Below are 17,099 nucleotides of genomic sequence, written 5' to 3' on the forward strand. Positions count from 1 at the left end.
CCGGGGCCATGAAAAAACGGTCACATGTACAATCCTAGCCTCTCCGCAACCCTAACGCGAACGTGGGGCGTCCGCTTTGGCTGCGAAGGGCCGGAGTCTTCACGCGGACGTGTGCGGGGTCATTCCGCGGCGGGGCGCTGGCGGAGGCCCTCGGCGATGGCGGCGCGCATATGGGCGACGGCGGCGGGCAGCCCCTCCATCAACGCCGCGCCGATGAGGAAATGGCCGATGCTGACCTCGGCGATGCCCGGGGTCGCCGCGATGGCGCCGACGGTCGCATAGGTCAGCCCGTGCCCCGCGTGGCAGGCGAGGCCGGCGGCGGTGGCGGCGCGTGTGGCGGCGCGGATGCGGGCCAGTTCGGCGCCGCGGGTGGTGTCATCGGCGGCCTCGGCATAGCGGCCGGTATGCAGCTCCACGGCCTGGGCGCCGATGGCATGGGCGCGGGCCACGGCCTCGGGGTCGGGCTCGATGAACAGCGAGACCTCGATGCCCCGACCGGCCAGATGCGCCACGGCCTCGCGCAGCGGCTGCCCGCCGGCGGCGATGTCCAGCCCGCCCTCGGTGGTGAGTTCGGCGCGCTTCTCCGGCACCAGGCAGCAGGCGGCGGGGCGGTAGCCGGCGCAGAGGGCGACCATCTCCGGCGTCGCCGCCATCTCGAAGTTCAGCCGCGCCGGCACCTCGGCGAAGAGCCTTGCGACATCCGCGTCCCGGATATGCCGCCGGTCCTCGCGAAGGTGGAAGGTGATGCCATCCGCCCCCGCCGCCAGCACGGCATGGGCGGCGGCGATGGGGCAGGGGTGGCTGCCGCCGCGCGCGTTCCGCAGGGTCGCGACATGGTCGATATTCACGGAGAGACGCATGCGGGGTCCTTTTCGACGGCGCGATGGGCGGCAAGCCGGGCCGCGAGCCGAAGTGCGGCGACAAGGCTGGAGGGATCGGCCCGCCCGGTGCCCGCGAGGTCGAGTGCGGTGCCATGGTCGGGGCTGGTGCGGATGATGGGCAGGTTGAGCGTGACGTTCACCCCGCCCGCCATGTCGATGGTCTTCACCGGGATCAGCGCCTGGTCGTGGTACATGCAGATCGCCGCGTCATAGCTCTGGCGGGCCTTGGGCGTGAACATCGTGTCGGGCGGCCAGGGGCCGGTGGCGGCGATGCCGGCGGCGCGCAGCGCCGCGATGGCCGGGGCCACGATCTGGATATCCTCCAGCCCCATGGTCCCGGCCTCGCCCGCATGCGGGTTCAGCCCGGCCACGGCGAGGCGCGGGGCGGCGATGCCGAAATCCCGCGCCAGAGCGGCGGCGGTCGGGATGGCGATGGAGAGGATCAGCTCCGGCGTGAGGCGCGCGATCGCCTGGGCCAGCGGCTCATGGATGGTGACCGGCACGGTCCGCAAGCCCTCGCAGGCCAGCATCATCACCGGCGGGCCGCCGCCGGTCAGTTCGGCGAGGTATTCGGTATGCCCGGGGTGGCGGAAGCCCGCGGCGGTCAGGCTCGCCTTCTGGATCGGGTTGGTGACGACGCCGCCGACGCGCCCGGCCATGGCAAGCGTGGTGGCCTCCTCGATCGCGCCGAGCACCCGGGGCGCATGGGCGGGATCGGGCAGGCCGGGGATGGCGGGGTGCGGCAGCGGCCGGTGCAGCACGGGAAGCGCGGTCGGGAAGACGGCGCCGGCCTCCTCCGGTGCGGCGATGCGGATGATCGGCGGCGCGCCGGGCAGAGCGGCGATCCGGTCGGCATCATCGATCAGGAAGAAGGCGGGGCCGGTCGCGTGCAGCAGGCCCCAGGCCAGGATCGCGATCTCGCCGCCGATGCCGGCCGGCTCCCCCATGGTGAGCGCGAGCGGCAGAGGCTGAGAGGGGAGAGTCATGGCCGCCAGGGTAGCGGTTGCGGCGCAGGGCGGAAGGCCCTGGCCTGGAAGAACCCTGGCCTGTCAGGGACGGAAGCCGGTGATCCAGAGCAGCGCCAGCGCCGCCAGCATCGGCAGCAGGATGCCCAGCACCTCGCGCCCGATGCGGCGCCCCAGGCGGCGCCATAGTGGCGGGCGGGGGATCAGCTCCGGCGGCAGCCGCGGCCGTTTGGTGCGCGGCGGCAATACCCGCCAGCGGGTGACCGGCTCGGGCGCTGGGCGGGGGGGCGGGTCGCGGGTCATGGCGGGATGGCGTGTCTCGGCGCGCGGCAATGCCGCCAGAGATAGACGCCCGGATGGCGCCAGGGGAACCCCCAGGCTGTGCCGAAACTTGTTCGCAGGATCAGCTCCTCGCCGATCAGTCTTGAAAATATCGACAGGTAAACTTGCCAGTTTTTCTGTTTATCTCTATCACGGACAGACATGAGCGACACTCCCGACGCACCGCCGGAGCTGGAAACGGCCGTCACCGAATTCAGGTTGGCGGTTGGGCAGCTCGTGCGCCGGCTGCGCACGGAGGCGAACCCGGGCGACCTGACCTTGTCGCAGAACGCGACCCTGGCGCGGCTGGAGAAAGCCGGTGGGGCGACCACGGCGGAACTCGCCCGCGCGGAGTCGGTGAAGCCGCAATCGATGGCCGCCATCCTCACCGGCCTGGAGCGGGATGGGCTGGTCGAGCGCCGCCCCCATCCGACAGATGGTCGGCAGGTCCTGTTCTCGCTGACGGGTGACGGCGCCGAGGCGCGGCGCAAACGCAACATCGCCAGGAATGATTGGCTCCTGGCCGCGATGGCACGGCTCGACCCCGGCGAACAGCAGACCTTCATCTCCGCCATCGCCCTGATCAAACGCCTGGGCGAGGCCTGAATGCCGGCCGGCCAGAACCGGCAGCGATCCGGAGTTGCCCCCACCAGCAGGCCCATATCGCCAGGAAGACCCCGCCATGGCCGTCACCGCGCCTGATCCGAGGACAGCCGCATCGTCATCGACCTGCAAAGGCGCCCTGCCGCTGCCGCCGGGCCGGGCGTGCTTCTGATGGCGCGGATGTTCGGCCGGTTCAACGGCGGCAATGCGCCTTGCAAGACATGAGCGGCCCCCAAAAAGGCGTCTTCCGGTCGCTGCGCGGCGTGAACTACCGGATCTGGTTCGGCGGAGCGCTGGTCTCCAACATCGGCACATGGATGCAGCGCACCGCCCAGGATTGGCTGGTGCTCACCCAGCTCACGCACCAAAGCGCATCAGCCGTTGGCGTGGTGATGGCGCTGCAGTTCGGGCCACAGCTTTTCCTGCTGCCCTGGACCGGCTTTGCGGCCGATCACTTCAACCAGCGCAAGCTCCTGATCGCGACCCAGGCGACGATGGGCGCCCTCGCCCTGGGATTGGGGGTGCTCACGGTCACCGGCGTCGTCCAGCTCTGGCACGTCTATGTCTTCGCGTTCCTCTTCGGCTGCGCGACCGCCTTCGATGCGCCGGTGCGCCAGACCTTCGTCGCGGAACTGGTGGGCGAGGGGGATCTGTCGAACGCGATCGCGCTCAACTCCACCTCGTTCAACGCGGGGCGGATGATCGGACCCGCCGCGGCGGGCCTTGCCATCGCCTCGGTCGGCACCGGCTGGGCCTTCCTGCTCAACGGCGTCTCCTATGTCGCTGTCCTGATCTCCCTGTGTTTGCTGCGCGTCCATTTGCTGCAGCCGAACGCGCGGGCGCATCGTTCGAGGGGAAGCTTCGTCGAAGGCTTTCACTACGCCTGGTCGCGTCCCGACCTGAGGGCCATGCTGGTCATGCTGTTCCTGATCGGCACCTTCGGACTGAATTTTCCGATCTTCATCTCGACCATGGCCGTCCGCGTCTTTCACACTGACGCCGGCGGCTACGGGACCTTGTCGTCGATCATGGCGGTGGGAACCCTCGCCGGCGCGCTGCTCGCCGCGGGGCGAGAGAGGCCGCGATTTCTGTTCCTGCTGGTCGGCGCCGCGATCTTCGGACTGGGCTGCACCCTCGCCGCGGTCGCCCCCGGCTATTGGTGGTTCGGGGGCGCGCTTGTCGTGATCGGCGTGGCGACCTTGACCTTCATGAACTCGACGAACAGCCTGATGCAGCTATCGACCAAGCCGGCGATGCGGGGGCGGGTGATGGCGCTTCGCCTCGCGATCGGCCTGGGCGGCACACCGATCGGCGCGCCGATCGTGGGGTGGGTCGCGGACAGCTTCGGCCCGCGCTGGTCGCTCGCGGTCGGCGCCGCCGGGGGGTTCGCGGCGGCGGTCGTGGCACTCCGCTATCTGGTGAAGCACCGCCATCTGCGCCTGCGGATTCAAGACGGTCGTCTCCGGTTCCACATCGAGGACGACGATCCCATATCGACCGCGGATCGCTCGGCGCCGATCGCCGAGAAGGTTGTGTAGCCGGAGGGCCTGGATCGCGTCGCCGCGCTGGCGCGCCGGCCGGTTTGCGGCGAGACTTGGGCCCGATGCGGCCAAGACCGCCGCCCCCGGGGAGGAGCGCACCCATGCCATTCGACCTGCCCGAGGACACCCTGGCGCTGCAAGCCGTGGCGCAGGCGTTCGCCCGCGACATTCTCGGCCCCAAGGCGCTGCAATGGGACGAGCAGAAGCACTTCCCCATCGCCGAGATGCGGCAGGCGGCGGGGCTCGGCATGGCCGGGCTCTATGTGCGGGAGGAGTCCGGGGGGGCGGGGCTGAGCCGGCTCGATGCGGCGGTGGTGTTCGAGGCGCTGGCGACCGGCTGCCCCACCGTCTCCGCCTTCCTGTCCATCCACAACATGGTCGCCTGGATGGTCGATCGCTTCGGCGATGACGCGCAGCGGGCCGCCTGGCTGCCCGGGCTGCTGACCATGGAGAAGATCGGCGCCTATTGCCTGACCGAGCCCGGCTCCGGCAGCGATGCCGCGGCGCTGCGGACACGGGCGCAGCGCAGCAATGCGGGCTGGGTGCTGAATGGCTCCAAGCAGTTCATCTCCGGCGCCGGGGCCGCGGATCTGTACCTGACCATGGTCCGCACCGGGGATGAGGGGCCGGGGGGGATCTCGGCCATGCTGGTGCCGGGCACCACGCCGGGCCTGTCCTTCGGCGCCATGGAGCGGAAGATGGGCTGGAACGCCCAGCCCACCCGCATGGTGGTATTCGAGGATGCGCTGGTGCCGCATGACGCGCTGCTGGGCCAGGCCGGGCAGGGGTTTCGCTTTGCCATGGCCGGGCTGGATGGCGGGCGGCTGAACATCGCCGCCTGTTCGCTCGGCGGCGCGCAGCGGGCGCTGGATATCGCGCTCGCCTATGTGCGGGACCGCCGCGCCTTCGGCCGCGCCATCGCCGATTTCCAGGCGACGCAGTTTCGCCTCGCCGATATGGCGACGGAGCTGGAGGCGGCGCGCAGCCTGCTCTGGCGCGCCTGCGGCAAGCTCGACACCAAGGCCGCCGATGCCGGCGCCTTCTGCGCCATGGCCAAGCGCTTCGTCACCGACACCGGCTTCCGGGTGGCGGATGAGGCGCTGCAACTGCTCGGCGGCTATGGCTACCTCGCCGATTACGGGGTGGAGAAGCTGGTGCGGGACCTGCGCGTGCATCGCATCCTGGAGGGCACCAACGAGATCATGCGCGTCATCATCGCCCGCCAGATGCTGGGGGCGGCACGGTGATCCGAATAATCCCATTGCGTTCCGATCAACGCGCTGGCCAAATCGGGCGATGCGCCGCGCCAGCCTCCTCTGCCTTGCCGTCCTGCTCGCCGCCACGCCGGCGGCGGCGCAGTTGAGCCGCCTTGTGGTGCCCGGCGATGGTGGGCCGGTGATCGCCCCGCGCGGCCAGCCCAGCCCGCGCCTGGCGGCACGGCCCTTGCCCGCGCTGCCTCCGGTCGCGGACGGCACGATCTTCATCCCGGCGGGGGCGGCGACCCCGCTCGCCGCCCCCGCCATGGCCTTGCTGCCGATGATCGCGGCGGCGGTGCTGGGCGGCAGCCTCGCCGGGAGCAGCAGCGGCGGCAGCGGCGGGCCCGTCCGCACGCGCTGATCGCCTGGCCCCGTCTGGACGGTTCGGCCCGTGCCCGCCAAGGTCGCGGCCTCAGCCTGATGACGGAGTCACTCCCCCATGCCCGACCGCGCCGGCGCCCTCAAGCGTGCCGAAACCGCCTTTGACAGCGGTGCCTTCCGCGACCTGCTCGGCCGCCTCGTCGCCATCCGCTCGACCAGCCAGGACCCGGGGCATGAGGCCGACTGCGAGGCCTATCTGGACACCGCGATCCGCCCCTGGGCCGAGCGCCTGGGGTTTTCCGTGGCCATCCATCCCAACCCGGAACCCGGCTTCGGCCCGATCCTGACCGGCTCTCGCATCGAGGCCCCTGGCCTGCCGACGGCGCTGCTCTATGGCCATGGCGACACGGTGCGGGGCTTGGAGGACCAGTGGTCGCCCGGCCTTGAGCCCTGGGCGCTGACCGAGCGCGACGGCCGCTGGTACGGCCGCGGCACCGCCGACAACAAGGGCCAGCACGCGCTGAACCTCGCCGCCCTTGAGGCGGTGATCGCCGAGCGCGAGGGAAAACTCGGCTTCAACATGAAGCTGGTGCTGGAGATGTCGGAGGAACGCGGCAGCAAGGGGCTGCGCGCCTTCGTCGGCGCCAACAAGGAACTGCTGGCCGCCGATGTGCTGATCGCCTCGGACGGGCCGCGCGTCGCCCCCGGGGTCGCGACCATCGCCACCGGCACCCGCGGCACCTACCACTTCGACCTGGTGCTGAAGCTGCGCCAGGGTGGCGTGCATTCCGGCCATTGGGGCGGGCTGACCACCGACCCCGCCGTGGTGATGGCCCATGCCATCGCCAGCATCATGGACCGGCACGGAAAAATCCTGGTCGATGGCTGGCTGCCGGCCGGGCGGGTGGTGCCGAATTCGGTGCGCGCGGTGCTGGCGGGCTGCCCGGTCGAAAGCGGTGGCGAGGGGGCCACCATCGATGCGGACTGGGGCGAGCCCGGCCTGTCGGCGGCGGAGAAGATCTACGGCTGGAACTCCTTCATCGTGCTGGCGATGGTCTCCGGCCGTCCGGAGAACCCGGTGAATGCGGTCGCCCCCGAGGCGCGGGCGCATTGCCAGATCCGCTACACCGTGGACACGGACCCCGAGACCTTCGGCGACGCGGTACGCAAGCATCTGGACGCGCAGGGCTTCCCCGAGGTCGCGGTCGAGAACGCCTTCGTCCGCATGGCCGCGAGCCGCACCGACCCCGCCAACCCCTGGGTGCAATGGGCCAGGGCGAGCATGGAAAAGAGCCTCGGCGCCCCGGTGCAGGTGATCCCCAATTCCTCGGGCGGGTTGCCGGGCGATGTCTTCATCGACCATCTCGGCACGCCGCTGGTCTGGGTCCCGCATTCCTACAATGGCTGCAAGCAGCACGGGCCGGACGAACATCTGCTGCCCGCCACCGCGCGCGAGGGCATCCGCGCCTTCGCCGGCATGTGGTGGGACATGGGGGAGCCCGGTTCGCCCGCGCGAAAGTGACGTTGCGGTAACTCTTGCTTACTGCATGAGACCTATCCCGTCATTCGGGCGTTACTCCTCTGCGGCATGTTTCGTCCCACGGGGGGCGTAATGGTCCTCGGATACCGGCCCCGGAAGCCGGATGGAGACACGATGATGCGGAACACGATCTGGACCTTGATGGCGGCGACCTGGCTGGCCGGGGGCACTGCCGCGATGGCCCAGCCGGCCCCCGTGCCGGTGGATGCCACCCCGGGTGGCGCGCGGCACGGGATGCAACATCGCGGTGGCCCCGGCGATGAGGGCGGGATGGCGTTCGAGGCGGGGCGGATGTTCGCCACGGCCGACGCCGACCACAATGGCCAGGTGACGCGTGAGGAATTCACCGCCGCTTTGGCCGCCCGTTTCGCCGAGATCGACGCCAACCGCGACGGCAACGTCTCGCTGGATGAGTTCCGCGCGATGCGTCATCCCGGCCGCCCGGCCGGCCGCCCCGACCGCCCGATGCCGCAGCGCGGGGTGGAACGGATGGATGGGATGTTCCGGGCGCTGGATGCCGACGGCAACGGCGGCGTGAGCCTGCCCGAGGCGACCGTGCTGGTCAGCGCGATGTTCCGCGCGATGGACCGGGACGCGGATGGCCAGCTTTCGGCCGCCGAGGCCCGCCCGCGCGGCGGCCATGGTCCGCGCATGGGCCGCCACCCCGGCGAGCCGGGCCGCCCGGAGACGCCCCGCCCCGGCTGATGCTGGCGGGGCGGCGGGGTCAGATCCGCCGCCCCATCGGCCCCTCCTATATTTCCCCCGCATCCGATCCATGGCACCGATGGCGCCTGGACAGGATTGCGGGGGAAACCACCAATGATCGAACGTCGCCACATGCTGGGCCTCGCGGCCGCCGCCGCGCTGGGCCCCGTCGCCGCCCGCGCCGAATGGGTGCCGGGCCGCGCCGCCACCATGGTCGTGCCCTATCCCGCCGGCGGGCCGACCGACCTGATCGCCCGGCTGCTGGCGCAGGAGATCTCGGCGACCCTCGGCCAGCCCATGGTGATCGAGAACCTGCCCGGCGGCGCCGGCTCCATCGGCACCCGCCGCGTCGCCCAGGCGCCCGCCGATGGGCTGACGCTGGTCTTCGGCACCAACCAGACCCATGCGACCAATATCTCGCTGATCCCCCAGGGCGGCGGCTATGATCCGGTCAAGGATTTCACCGCCATCGCCGGGGTCGCCGACCTGCAGCACATCCTGGTGGTGCGCAACGAGTTGCCGGCGGCCAATGTCGCGGAATTCCTGGCGCTGGTGCGGCGGGACCCGGGCAAGATCACCTGCGGCTCCACCGGGCAGGGCTCGGCCTCGCATCTCGCGCTGGAGTTGTTCAAGACGCGGACCGGCACCGAGATGGTGCATGTGCCCTATCGCGGCTCGGCGCCGCTGTTGCAGGACATGATGGGCGGGCATGTGGATGCGAGCTTCGCCACCACGCCGACCATCCTGACCCAGGTGCAGGCCGGGCGGCTGCGGCCGCTGGCGGTCGCCTCCCCCAACCCCTCGCCGCATCTGCCGCAACTGCCGACCCTGGCCGCCGCCGGGGTGCCGGGGGTGGAGGCCGATGCCTGGCTGGCCCTTTTCGCGCCGACCAACATCCCCGCCCCGGCGCTGGAGCGCTACCGCGCGATCGTGGCCGAGGTGCTGGCGCGGCCGGCGGTGAAGGCGCGCATCGCCGACCTCGGCATGGCCGCCAATGCCAAGACCGGCCCGGCCATGAACGCCTTCCTGGTCGAGGATGTGCGCCGCTGGGCCGAGGTCATCCGCGCCGCCAACGTCCGCGTCGAGTAGCCCCGCGATGCGTCTGCTGGTGACGGGCGGGGCGGGGTTTTTGGGCGCCCGGCTCTGCCCGCTGCTGGCGGCGCGGCCGGAGGTCTCGGCGGTCACGGTGTTCGATGCCGCCGCGGGGCCTGATGGCATCCGCGGCGACATCGCCGATTTCGCGGGCCTGGTGCCGCGGGGGGGCGCGGATGTCGTCATCCATGCCGCCGCCATCACCGCGCTGGCGAGCGAGGCCGATCCGGACCGCGCCTGGGCGATCAATGTCGAGGGGACGCGCGCGGTGCTCGCCTGGTGCCGGCGCCAGCCGCGGCCGGTGCGGCTGCTGCTGCTCAGCAGCGTCACCGTCTTCGGGGCCGAGGAGGCCGAGGCGCGCGAATCGACCCGTGCCGCGCCCTGCTGCACCTATGGCATGACCAAGCTCGTGGCCGAGCAGCTCGTGCTCGACGCGGCGCGGCGGGGGGAGGTCGATGGCCGCGTGCTGCGGCTGCCGATCTCGGCGATCCGCACCAGCCGGGTGGGCCGGCCGGGGGCGGGGTTTCTCTCCGATCTCGTGGATCATGTGATGCGCGGGCGCCGCTTCGGCGTGCCGCTGCCGATGGGGCGGCGGATGCCGGTCGCCTCGGTGGAGTCAGGGCTTGGGATGATCGCGCGGATGGCGCTGGCGCCGGCGCTGCCCGCGCCCTTGCTGCATCTGCCGAGCCTCGGCGTCTCGGCCGGGGAGGCGGTGGCGGCGCTGGTCGCGGCGGGGTTCTGGCAGGCGCCGGCGCTGATCCATGCGGAGCCTGAGCCGGATGTCGCGCGCATGGTCGCGGGCTGGCCGCAACGGCTGGGGACCGACTACCCGGAGGTTTCGGCGGATCTGGGGGAGATGGGGTTCGGCGCGCTCATCGAGGCGCACAGGAAGGTGGTGGGCAAGGTGGTGGGCGCGACAGGGATTGAACCTGTGACCCTTCGCGTGTGAAGCGAATGCTCTACCGCTGAGCTACGCGCCCGACCTTGGTGCGGGACGGCTGTATCCTCCGACCACGGCGGGGCTGTCAACGGTTCCCCCCCGGAAATCCTTGCTTTCCGGTGAAGGCGTTCACTAGCCTTGGCGCATGCGTGTCCTCGTCCTGCTGATCGGCCTTGCGTTCTCCCTGCCGGCGGCGGCCGAGCCCCTGCGCGCCACCTACCGCGTCACCGCCGCGGGGCTGACGGTGATGGAGGTGGAGGCGGTCTTCGACCTCACCACCCCCGGCGCCTACCGGATCGAGACCCGCAGCCGGCTCACCGGCTTCGCCAGCACCTTCTTCAGCGGCAACCAGGTCAATGAGGTGCGCGGCACCTGGGCCGGGGATCTGGCCCGCCCCAGCCGCTTCGCCGCCGAGGGCGTCTGGCGCGGCACCGCCCGTCGCATCCTGCTGGAATACCCGGGCGGGGAGCCCGTTGTCCGCGCGCTTGAGCCGCCCAACGAGGGCGAGCGCGAGGAGGTGCCGCCCGATCTGAAGCAGGGCACGATGGACAGCCTCTCGGCCCTGGCACAGCTCACCCGGACCCTGGCGACGACCCAGCGCTGCGAGGGCGCGGCCCAGGTCTATGACGGCCGCCGCCGCAGCGATTTCTCCGCCATCACGGCGGGCTGGGAGCAGGTGCCGGCGTGGCGCGATGCCTGGACCGGCGCGGCGCTGCGTTGCGGCTTCGAGGGGCGGCAGATCGCGGGCTTCCTGCTGGATGACGACCGCCCGGCCGAATCGCGCCAGCCGCAGCAGGGCACCGCCTGGATGGCCGTGATCCGCCCGGATATGCCGCCGGTGCCGGTGCGGATCGAGATGCCGAGCCGCTGGTTCGGCAAGGTCATCGCCTATCTGGTGCGGAGCGGGCCCCCGAGCGGCCCCCCGAGCGGGCAGGCGAGCAGGCGGGCGAGCAACGGCACGAGGTCGCTGACCATGGCCGCCACGGGCGCCGCGCCCGCCATGGCGCCGGTGCCATAGCCCCAGCCGCAGAACACCACCGGCAGTCCCGCGCCGCTGCCCGCGAGCATGTCATTGGCATGGTCGCCGACCATCACCGCCGTGCCGCCGCCGGCCGCCGCCAGGGTCGCCAGCACATGCGCGGGGTCGGGTTTTCGGACCGGAAAACTGTCGCCGCCGCCGATCGCGGCGAAGAGGTGGCCGATCCCGAAGCCCTCCAGGATCGCGCGGGCGGGGCGCTCGGGCTTGTTGGTGCAGACGGCGAGGCGCCAGCCGCGCTCCACCATCTCGGCCAAAGCGGCGGCGATTCCGGGGAAGAGGCGGGTCTCCTCCGCGGCATGGGCCTCGTAATCGGCGAGGAAGCCCGTGATCGCGGCCTCATCCGCCACGGCGCCGCGTGCGGCCAGGGCGCGCTCCACCAGCGCCCGCACGCCATCGCCGATCATCGCGGTCGCCTCCGCGCGGCTGAGGGGCGCGAGGTCGCGGGCCAAAAGCATGCGGTCGAGGGCGGCATGCAGATCGGGCACGCTGTCCACCAGCGTGCCATCGAGGTCGAGCAGGATCACGGGGTTCATGGCCCCGGGCGATACAGCCCTGCCCACACGCCCGCAATGCACCGCAACAGAGTTTGAGAAGCCCCCCGCTTCACAGCGCCGGGCAGGCAGGGCAGGAGGACCGCATGACCGCAGCCGCCATTCTCCTCGCCGCCGGACTTGGGACCCGGATGCGGTCGCGCCGCCCCAAGGCGCTGCACCCGATCGCCGGGCGGCCGATGCTGGCGCATCTGATCGCCGCCTGCGAGGCGGTGTTCGACCGCATCATCATCGTCACCGGCCCCGACATGCCCGAGCTTGCCGCCGTGGCGCGGCCGCATGCGGTCGTGGTGCAGCATGAGCGCCTGGGCACCGCCCACGCCGCGTTGCAGGCGGCGCCCTTGCTGGAGGGGTTTTCGGGCGATGTGGCAGTCCTCTACGCCGACAATCCGCTGATCACCGCCGAGACCCTGCGCGGGCTGCTGGCCGCGCGGCAAAAACATGGCGCGGCGCTGCTGGGGATGCGGCCGGCCGATCCCGCGCGCTATGGCCGGCTGGTCGCCGATGTCGCGGGCCGGGTCTCCCGCGTGGTGGAATGGGCGGATGCGTCGGAGGCGGAGCGCGGCATCGGGCTCTGCAACGTCGGGGTCATCTGCGCGCCGGCCGAAAAGATGTTCGGCTGGCTGCGGGCGGTGGGCAACGCCAACCGGGCCGCCGAATACTATCTGCCCGATGTCATCGCCATCGGCACCGCCGAGGGCGCGCATTGGGTCGCCGTCGAGGCCGCCGAGGCCGAATGCCGCGGCATCAACAGCCGCGCCGAACTCGCGGGTGCCGAGGCCGAGGTGCAATCCCGCCTGCGCGCCGCCGCCATGGCCGGGGGCGCGACCCTGATCGCGCCCGACACCGTCACCTTCTGCCACGACACGAAGATCGGCCAGGATGTGACCATCGGCCCCTCCGTGGTCTTCGGCCCCGGGGTCACCATCGAGGATGACGTCGAGATCCTGCCCTTCTGCCATCTGACCGGCTGCGTGGTGCGCTCGGGCGCCACCATCGGCCCCTTTGCCCGGCTGCGCCCCGGCACACTCATCGAGGCGGGGGCGCATGTGGGGAATTTCGTGGAGCTGAAGGGCAGCACCCTTGGCGCGGGGGCCAAGGCGAACCACCTCGCCTACCTTGGCGATGCCAGCATCGGGGCGGGGGCCAACATCGGCGCGGGGACCATCACCTGCAATTATGACGGCATCCACAAGCACCGCACCGAGATCGGTGCCGGCGCCTTCGTCGGCAGCAATTCCTCGCTGGTGGCCCCGGTACGGGTCGGCGCGCGGGCGCTGATCGGGGCGGGCAGCGTGATTACCGAGGATGTGCCCGATGACGCGATGGGCATCGCGCGCGGACGGCAAAGCAACAAACCAGGCCGCGGCTTCCGGGGCAAACCGCCCCGCGCGACCTGACAAGGGGGCACCAGCAGCATGTGCGGCATCGTGGGCATCGTCGGCGCCAACCCCGCCGCCCTTCGCATCGTGGACGGGCTCAGGCGGCTGGAATACCGCGGCTATGACAGCGCCGGCATCGCCACGCTGGTCGATGGCAGGATCGAGCGCCGCCGGGCGGAGGGCAAGCTCGGCAACCTCGCGGCCGTGCTGGAGGAGACCCCGCTCGCGGGCCGCACCGGCATCGGCCACACCCGCTGGGCGACCCATGGCGCGCCGACCACCCGCAACGCGCATCCGCATGCGACCGCCCGCGTCGCCGTGGTCCATAACGGCATCATCGAGAATTTCTCCGAGCTGCGGACCGAGCTTGAGGCCGCCGGCCAGGTGTTCGAGAGCGACACCGATACCGAGGCGGTGGTGCAGCTTCTGGACCTGCTGCTGGCCCAGGGCCATGGGCCGGAGGAGGCCTCCCGCCTGGCGCTCAAGCGGCTGCATGGCGCCTTCGCCATGGCCTTCCTCTTCGCCGACCATCCGGAACTGCTGATTGCCGCGCGGCGCGGCCCGGCGCTGGCGATCGGCTTCGGCGACAATGAGATGTATGTCGGCAATGATGCCCTGGCCCTGGCACCTTTGACCCCGCGCATCGCCTATCTGGAGGAGGGCGACCGCGTCATCCTGCGCCGTGACGGCGCCGAATTCTTCGATGTGGACGATCTGCCCGTCATCCGCGCGATCAAGGCGACGCATGTCTCGGGCGCGCTGACCGGCAAGGGCAACTACCGCCACTTCATGGAGAAGGAACTCCATGAGCACCCCGGGGTCATTGGCGACACGCTCCGCCAATATGTCTCCCCGGCGAGCCGGGCGGTCGCCTTGCCGCCGCTGCCCTTCGACCCGAGGGTGGTGCCGCGGCTGACGCTGTCCGGCTGCGGCTCGGCCTTCCTGGCCGCCCATGTCGGGCGCTACTGGATCGAGGCGCTGGCCCGCATCCCCTGCGATGCCGATGTCGCCAGCGAATTGCGCTACCGCGAGCCGCCCTTCGCCAAGGGGGGGGCGGCGATCCTGGTCAGCCAATCGGGCGAGACCGCCGATACCCTGGCCGTGCTCGCGATGATGAAGGCGCAGGGGCAGAGCGTGCTCTCCGTCGTCAACGTGCCCGAGAGCAGCATGGCGCGGGAGGCGGATACGCCGCTGCTGACCGTGGCGGGGCCGGAGATCGGCGTCGCCTCGACCAAGGCCTTCTCCGCCCAGCTTTCGGTGCTGGCGTGCCTCGCCATCGGCATGGCCCGCGCCCGCGGCACGCTGGATGGCGGCACCGAGATGCGGCTGACCCAGGCGCTGCTGGCGGTGCCGGAGGCGGCCGCCGCGATCCTGGAACAGGACGAGGAGATACGCGCCCTCGCACATGAGATCACGCGCGCGCGGGACGTGCTCTTCCTCGGCCGGGGCGCGATGTTCCCGATCGCCATGGAGGGCGCGCTGAAGCTCAAGGAGCTGTCCTACATCCACGCCGAGGGCTATGCGGCCGGTGAGATGAAGCACGGCCCGATCGCGCTGATCGATGAGGCGGTGCCGGTGATCGCGCTCTGCCCCTCCGGGCCGCTGTTCGAGAAGACGGCCTCCAACCTCCAGGAAGCGGCAGCGCGCGGCGGGCGGATCATGGCCTTCTGCGATGCCGAGGGGGCTGCCGCGCTGTCCCGCTTCGCCGAGCGGGTGGTGGTGCTGCCGAGCGTGGACCCGTTCGTGGCACCGATCCTGCACGCGATCCCGGTGCAATTGCTTGCCTATCACGTCGCTGTGCTGAAGGGCACGGATGTCGACCAGCCCCGCAATCTGGCGAAGAGCGTTACGGTGGAGTGAAGCCGGGAAGGCCCGCCCAAGCCTTCCTGCCAAATAGCGGGCGCTGGAGGCCGATGGATGCCGCGTCACAAGGGTCTGGAACATCTCGCCCGCCGATATCTCGCGAGCCGCGGCACGCCCCCCATGGTGGAGGACCCGGTCGGCGTCGCCTTGCCACGGCTGAGGGCGGAGGTGGCGCAGGCCCGCCGCACCGCGCGCAGGGACCTCGGGCTCGGGCTCGGGCTGACCCTGGCGGGGCTGATTTCAGGGGGCTCCATCCTGGTCATGCCCTTCGGCAATGATGTGCTGATGGCGATGCTGCGGCTGCATCTGGTGCCGCTGATGGGCCTGGGCGGCGCGCTCTGGGGCGCGATCCTGTTCGAGCGGGCGGGGCCGGTCTGGATGGCGGCACGCAACGTCGTGCGTCACCTCTCAACCGGGGCGCTGGTCGAGGCATTTCAACTGGCATTGTCGGGGCTGCCTGCCCAGGTGCGGTGAACGGGGCGGGCACGCTGACATCCGCATCCGTCCGGCGTAGCCTCGCCGGAAAACCGGAGGAATGACGATGCTCGACGCAATCACGACCCTGCCCCTGAAGGATTCCGGGCTGCTGCGGCAGGCCAACCGCATTGGCGGCGCCTGGGTCCAGGCGGAGTCCGGCAAGACCCTGGACGTCCGCAACCCCGCCAATGGCGAGTTGGTCGGCCGCGTGCCGGCGATGGGGGCCAAGGAGACCCGTGCCGCCATCGATGCCGCCGCCGCCGCCTTCCCGGCCTGGCGCGCCATGCTGGCCAAGGACCGCGGCGCCATCATCCGCCGCATGGCGGAGATGATGCTCGCCAATACCGACGACCTCGCCGCCATCATGACCGCCGAACAGGGCAAGCCGCTGGCCGAGGCCAAGGGCGAGGTCGCCTACGCCGCGAGCTTCCTCGAATGGTTCGCCGAGGAAGGCCGCCGGATCTATGGCGACATCATCCCGCCCAACGCGCCCGGCCGCCGCATCCTGGTGAGCAAGGAGCCGATCGGCGTCTTCGCCGCGATCACGCCCTGGAACTTCCCCTCCGCCATGATCACGCGCAAGGCCGGCCCCGGCTGGGCGGCGGGCTGCACCGGGGTGATCCGCCCGGCCTCGCAGACGCCGTTCTCCGCACTCGCGCTGGCGGTGCTGGCCGAACAGGCGGGGATGCCGCCCGGGGTCTGCAACGTCATCACCGGCCCCTCGGGGGCGACGGGTGGCGAACTGACGGCGAACCCGCTGGTGCGGAAGCTGTCCTTCACCGGCTCGACCGAGGTGGGGCGGCTGCTGCTCGCGCAATGCGCGCCGACCATCAAGAAGACCAGCATGGAACTTGGCGGCAACGCGCCCTTCCTGGTCTTCGACGACGCCGATCTCGACCAGGCGGTGCTCGGCGCCATGGCCAGCAAGTTCCGCAACACCGGACAGACCTGCGTCTGCGCCAACCGCATCCTGGTGCAGGAGGGGGTCTATGACGCCTTCGCCGAAAAGCTGGTGACGGCGGTCAAGGCGCTGAAGGTCGGCAACGGCATGGAGCCGGGGGTGACCCAGGGGCCGCTGATCAACCCCGATGCGGTCACCAAGGTCGAGCAGCACATCGCCGACGCCACCTCCAAGGGCGCCCGAATCCTGACCGGCGGCCAGCGGGATGCGAAGGGGGGCAATTTCTTCACCCCCACGGTGCTGGCCGATGTGCCGCTCTCGGCCCAGGTGCTGACGGAGGAGACCTTTGGCCCGGTCGCGCCGCTGATCCGCTTCGGCACCGAGGCGGACGGCATCCGCATCGCCAACGACACCGAATTCGGCCTGGCGGCGTATTTTTACGCCCGCGATGTGGGGCGCATCTTCCGCGTGGCGGAGGCGCTGGAGGCCGGGATCATCGGCGTGAATGAGGGGATCATCAGCACGGCCGAGGCGCCCTTCGGCGGGTTCAAGCAGTCGGGGCTGGGGCGCGAAGGGGGCAAGTATGGGATCGAGGATTATCTGGAGGTGAAGTACATCGCGTTGGGTGGGCTTGGGGGGTAGGCACCGGTTCTGGAGGGGCGTTTCGAGGGGCTTGCCCCTCGAGCAGCCCCGATGGCTGCACCTCAACCTTGGTTAGACG

The 17,099-nt window shown here is 71.1% G+C and carries 16 protein-coding genes, 1 tRNA gene and 2 pseudogenes; 13 read left to right on the plus strand and 6 right to left on the minus strand.

From position 1 onward, the window contains the following. Window positions 1–119: 119 nt before the first annotated feature. The 3 genes from C8P66_RS17225 to C8P66_RS17235 all read right to left on the minus strand — a co-directional run bounded on the left by C8P66_RS17225 (window position 120) and on the right by C8P66_RS17235 (window position 2,149). Entirely contained in the window at window positions 120–860 is a 741-nt protein-coding gene (locus tag C8P66_RS17225; RefSeq protein WP_111399519.1) for a pyridoxine 5'-phosphate synthase, read from the minus strand. Next, a complete protein-coding gene (gene pdxA, locus C8P66_RS17230; protein ID WP_111399520.1) occupies window positions 845–1,867 on the minus strand; it encodes a 4-hydroxythreonine-4-phosphate dehydrogenase PdxA in 1,023 nt (340 codons plus the stop codon). The genes C8P66_RS17225 and pdxA overlap by 16 nt, the downstream gene beginning before the upstream one ends. Before the next feature lie 63 nt (window positions 1,868–1,930). Continuing rightward, window positions 1,931–2,149: a hypothetical protein gene (locus tag C8P66_RS17235; protein ID WP_111399521.1), complete on the minus strand. Its 219-nt coding sequence runs from the start codon at window positions 2,147–2,149 to the stop codon at window positions 1,931–1,933. 180 nt (window positions 2,150–2,329) lie between these two features. On the opposite strand from C8P66_RS17235, the gene C8P66_RS17240 reads away from it, so the two are divergent. The 8 genes and pseudogenes from C8P66_RS17240 to C8P66_RS24820 form a co-directional block, all read left to right on the plus strand. Beyond that, window positions 2,330–2,773, plus strand: a complete 444-nt coding sequence (locus C8P66_RS17240) for a MarR family winged helix-turn-helix transcriptional regulator (protein WP_111399522.1) — start codon at window positions 2,330–2,332, stop codon at window positions 2,771–2,773. A 218-nt stretch (window positions 2,774–2,991) separates the two neighbouring features. Then, window positions 2,992–4,308, plus strand: a complete 1,317-nt coding sequence (locus tag C8P66_RS17245) for an MFS transporter (protein WP_111399523.1) — start codon at window positions 2,992–2,994, stop codon at window positions 4,306–4,308. A gap of 104 nt (window positions 4,309–4,412) precedes the next feature. Next, entirely contained in the window at window positions 4,413–5,558 is a 1,146-nt protein-coding gene (locus C8P66_RS17250) for an acyl-CoA dehydrogenase family protein (RefSeq protein WP_111399524.1), read from the plus strand. 49 nt (window positions 5,559–5,607) lie between these two features. After that, complete coding sequence (locus tag C8P66_RS17255; protein WP_111399525.1) at window positions 5,608–5,928, plus strand: hypothetical protein; 321 nt, start codon at window positions 5,608–5,610, stop codon at window positions 5,926–5,928. Between the two features lie 78 nt (window positions 5,929–6,006). Beyond that, entirely contained in the window at window positions 6,007–7,410 is a 1,404-nt protein-coding gene (locus tag C8P66_RS17260; protein ID WP_111399526.1) for a M20/M25/M40 family metallo-hydrolase, read from the plus strand. A gap of 132 nt (window positions 7,411–7,542) precedes the next feature. Beyond that, a complete protein-coding gene (locus tag C8P66_RS17265) occupies window positions 7,543–8,133 on the plus strand; it encodes an EF-hand domain-containing protein (protein WP_158537287.1) in 591 nt (196 codons plus the stop codon). A 114-nt stretch (window positions 8,134–8,247) separates the two neighbouring features. Beyond that, window positions 8,248–9,222 (plus strand): Bug family tripartite tricarboxylate transporter substrate binding protein, encoded by a 975-nt coding sequence (locus C8P66_RS17270; RefSeq protein ID WP_111399528.1) that lies wholly within the window; start codon window positions 8,248–8,250, stop codon window positions 9,220–9,222. Between the two features lie 7 nt (window positions 9,223–9,229). Further along, window positions 9,230–9,721: pseudogene (locus C8P66_RS24820) on the plus strand (NAD-dependent epimerase/dehydratase family protein); the annotation flags it as partial. A gap of 47 nt (window positions 9,722–9,768) precedes the next feature. Here C8P66_RS24820 and C8P66_RS24445 read toward each other — a convergent pair. Together C8P66_RS24445 and C8P66_RS17285 are read right to left on the minus strand one after the other, a co-directional pair. Beyond that, window positions 9,769–10,017: a hypothetical protein gene (locus C8P66_RS24445; protein ID WP_111399529.1), complete on the minus strand. Its 249-nt coding sequence runs from the start codon at window positions 10,015–10,017 to the stop codon at window positions 9,769–9,771. A 113-nt stretch (window positions 10,018–10,130) separates the two neighbouring features. Next, window positions 10,131–10,205 (minus strand) — tRNA-Val (locus C8P66_RS17285). A gap of 207 nt (window positions 10,206–10,412) precedes the next feature. On the opposite strand from C8P66_RS17285, the pseudogene C8P66_RS17290 reads away from it, so the two are divergent. Further along, window positions 10,413–11,000, plus strand: a pseudogene (locus C8P66_RS17290) (DUF3108 domain-containing protein); the annotation flags it as partial. A 53-nt stretch (window positions 11,001–11,053) separates the two neighbouring features. On the opposite strand, the gene C8P66_RS24450 reads toward C8P66_RS17290, so the two are convergent. After that, a complete protein-coding gene (locus tag C8P66_RS24450) occupies window positions 11,054–11,737 on the minus strand; it encodes an HAD-IA family hydrolase (protein WP_111399531.1) in 684 nt (227 codons plus the stop codon). Between the two features lie 104 nt (window positions 11,738–11,841). Between C8P66_RS24450 and glmU the strand changes: the two genes are divergently transcribed. The 4 genes from glmU (at window position 11,842) to C8P66_RS17315 (ending at window position 17,020) form a co-directional block, all read left to right on the plus strand. Beyond that, the gene (gene glmU, locus C8P66_RS17300; RefSeq protein ID WP_111399532.1) at window positions 11,842–13,155 is read left to right on the plus strand and encodes a bifunctional UDP-N-acetylglucosamine diphosphorylase/glucosamine-1-phosphate N-acetyltransferase GlmU; all 1,314 of its coding nucleotides are present in this window, start codon (window positions 11,842–11,844) and stop codon (window positions 13,153–13,155) included. A gap of 18 nt (window positions 13,156–13,173) precedes the next feature. Continuing rightward, window positions 13,174–14,997: a glutamine--fructose-6-phosphate transaminase (isomerizing) gene (glmS, locus tag C8P66_RS17305; RefSeq protein ID WP_111399533.1), complete on the plus strand. Its 1,824-nt coding sequence runs from the start codon at window positions 13,174–13,176 to the stop codon at window positions 14,995–14,997. A gap of 57 nt (window positions 14,998–15,054) precedes the next feature. Then, window positions 15,055–15,474, plus strand: coding sequence for a hypothetical protein (locus C8P66_RS17310; protein ID WP_146422927.1), 420 nt, complete (start codon window positions 15,055–15,057; stop codon window positions 15,472–15,474). A gap of 67 nt (window positions 15,475–15,541) precedes the next feature. Next, on the plus strand, window positions 15,542–17,020 hold the full coding sequence (locus C8P66_RS17315; protein WP_111399569.1) for an NAD-dependent succinate-semialdehyde dehydrogenase: 1,479 nt from the start codon (window positions 15,542–15,544) through the stop codon (window positions 17,018–17,020). The last annotated feature ends 79 nt before the right edge of the window (window positions 17,021–17,099 follow it).

Origin of the sequence: Humitalea rosea, assembly GCF_003253705.1 — a bacterium.
Taxonomy (GTDB): domain Bacteria; phylum Pseudomonadota; class Alphaproteobacteria; order Acetobacterales; family Acetobacteraceae; genus Humitalea; species Humitalea rosea.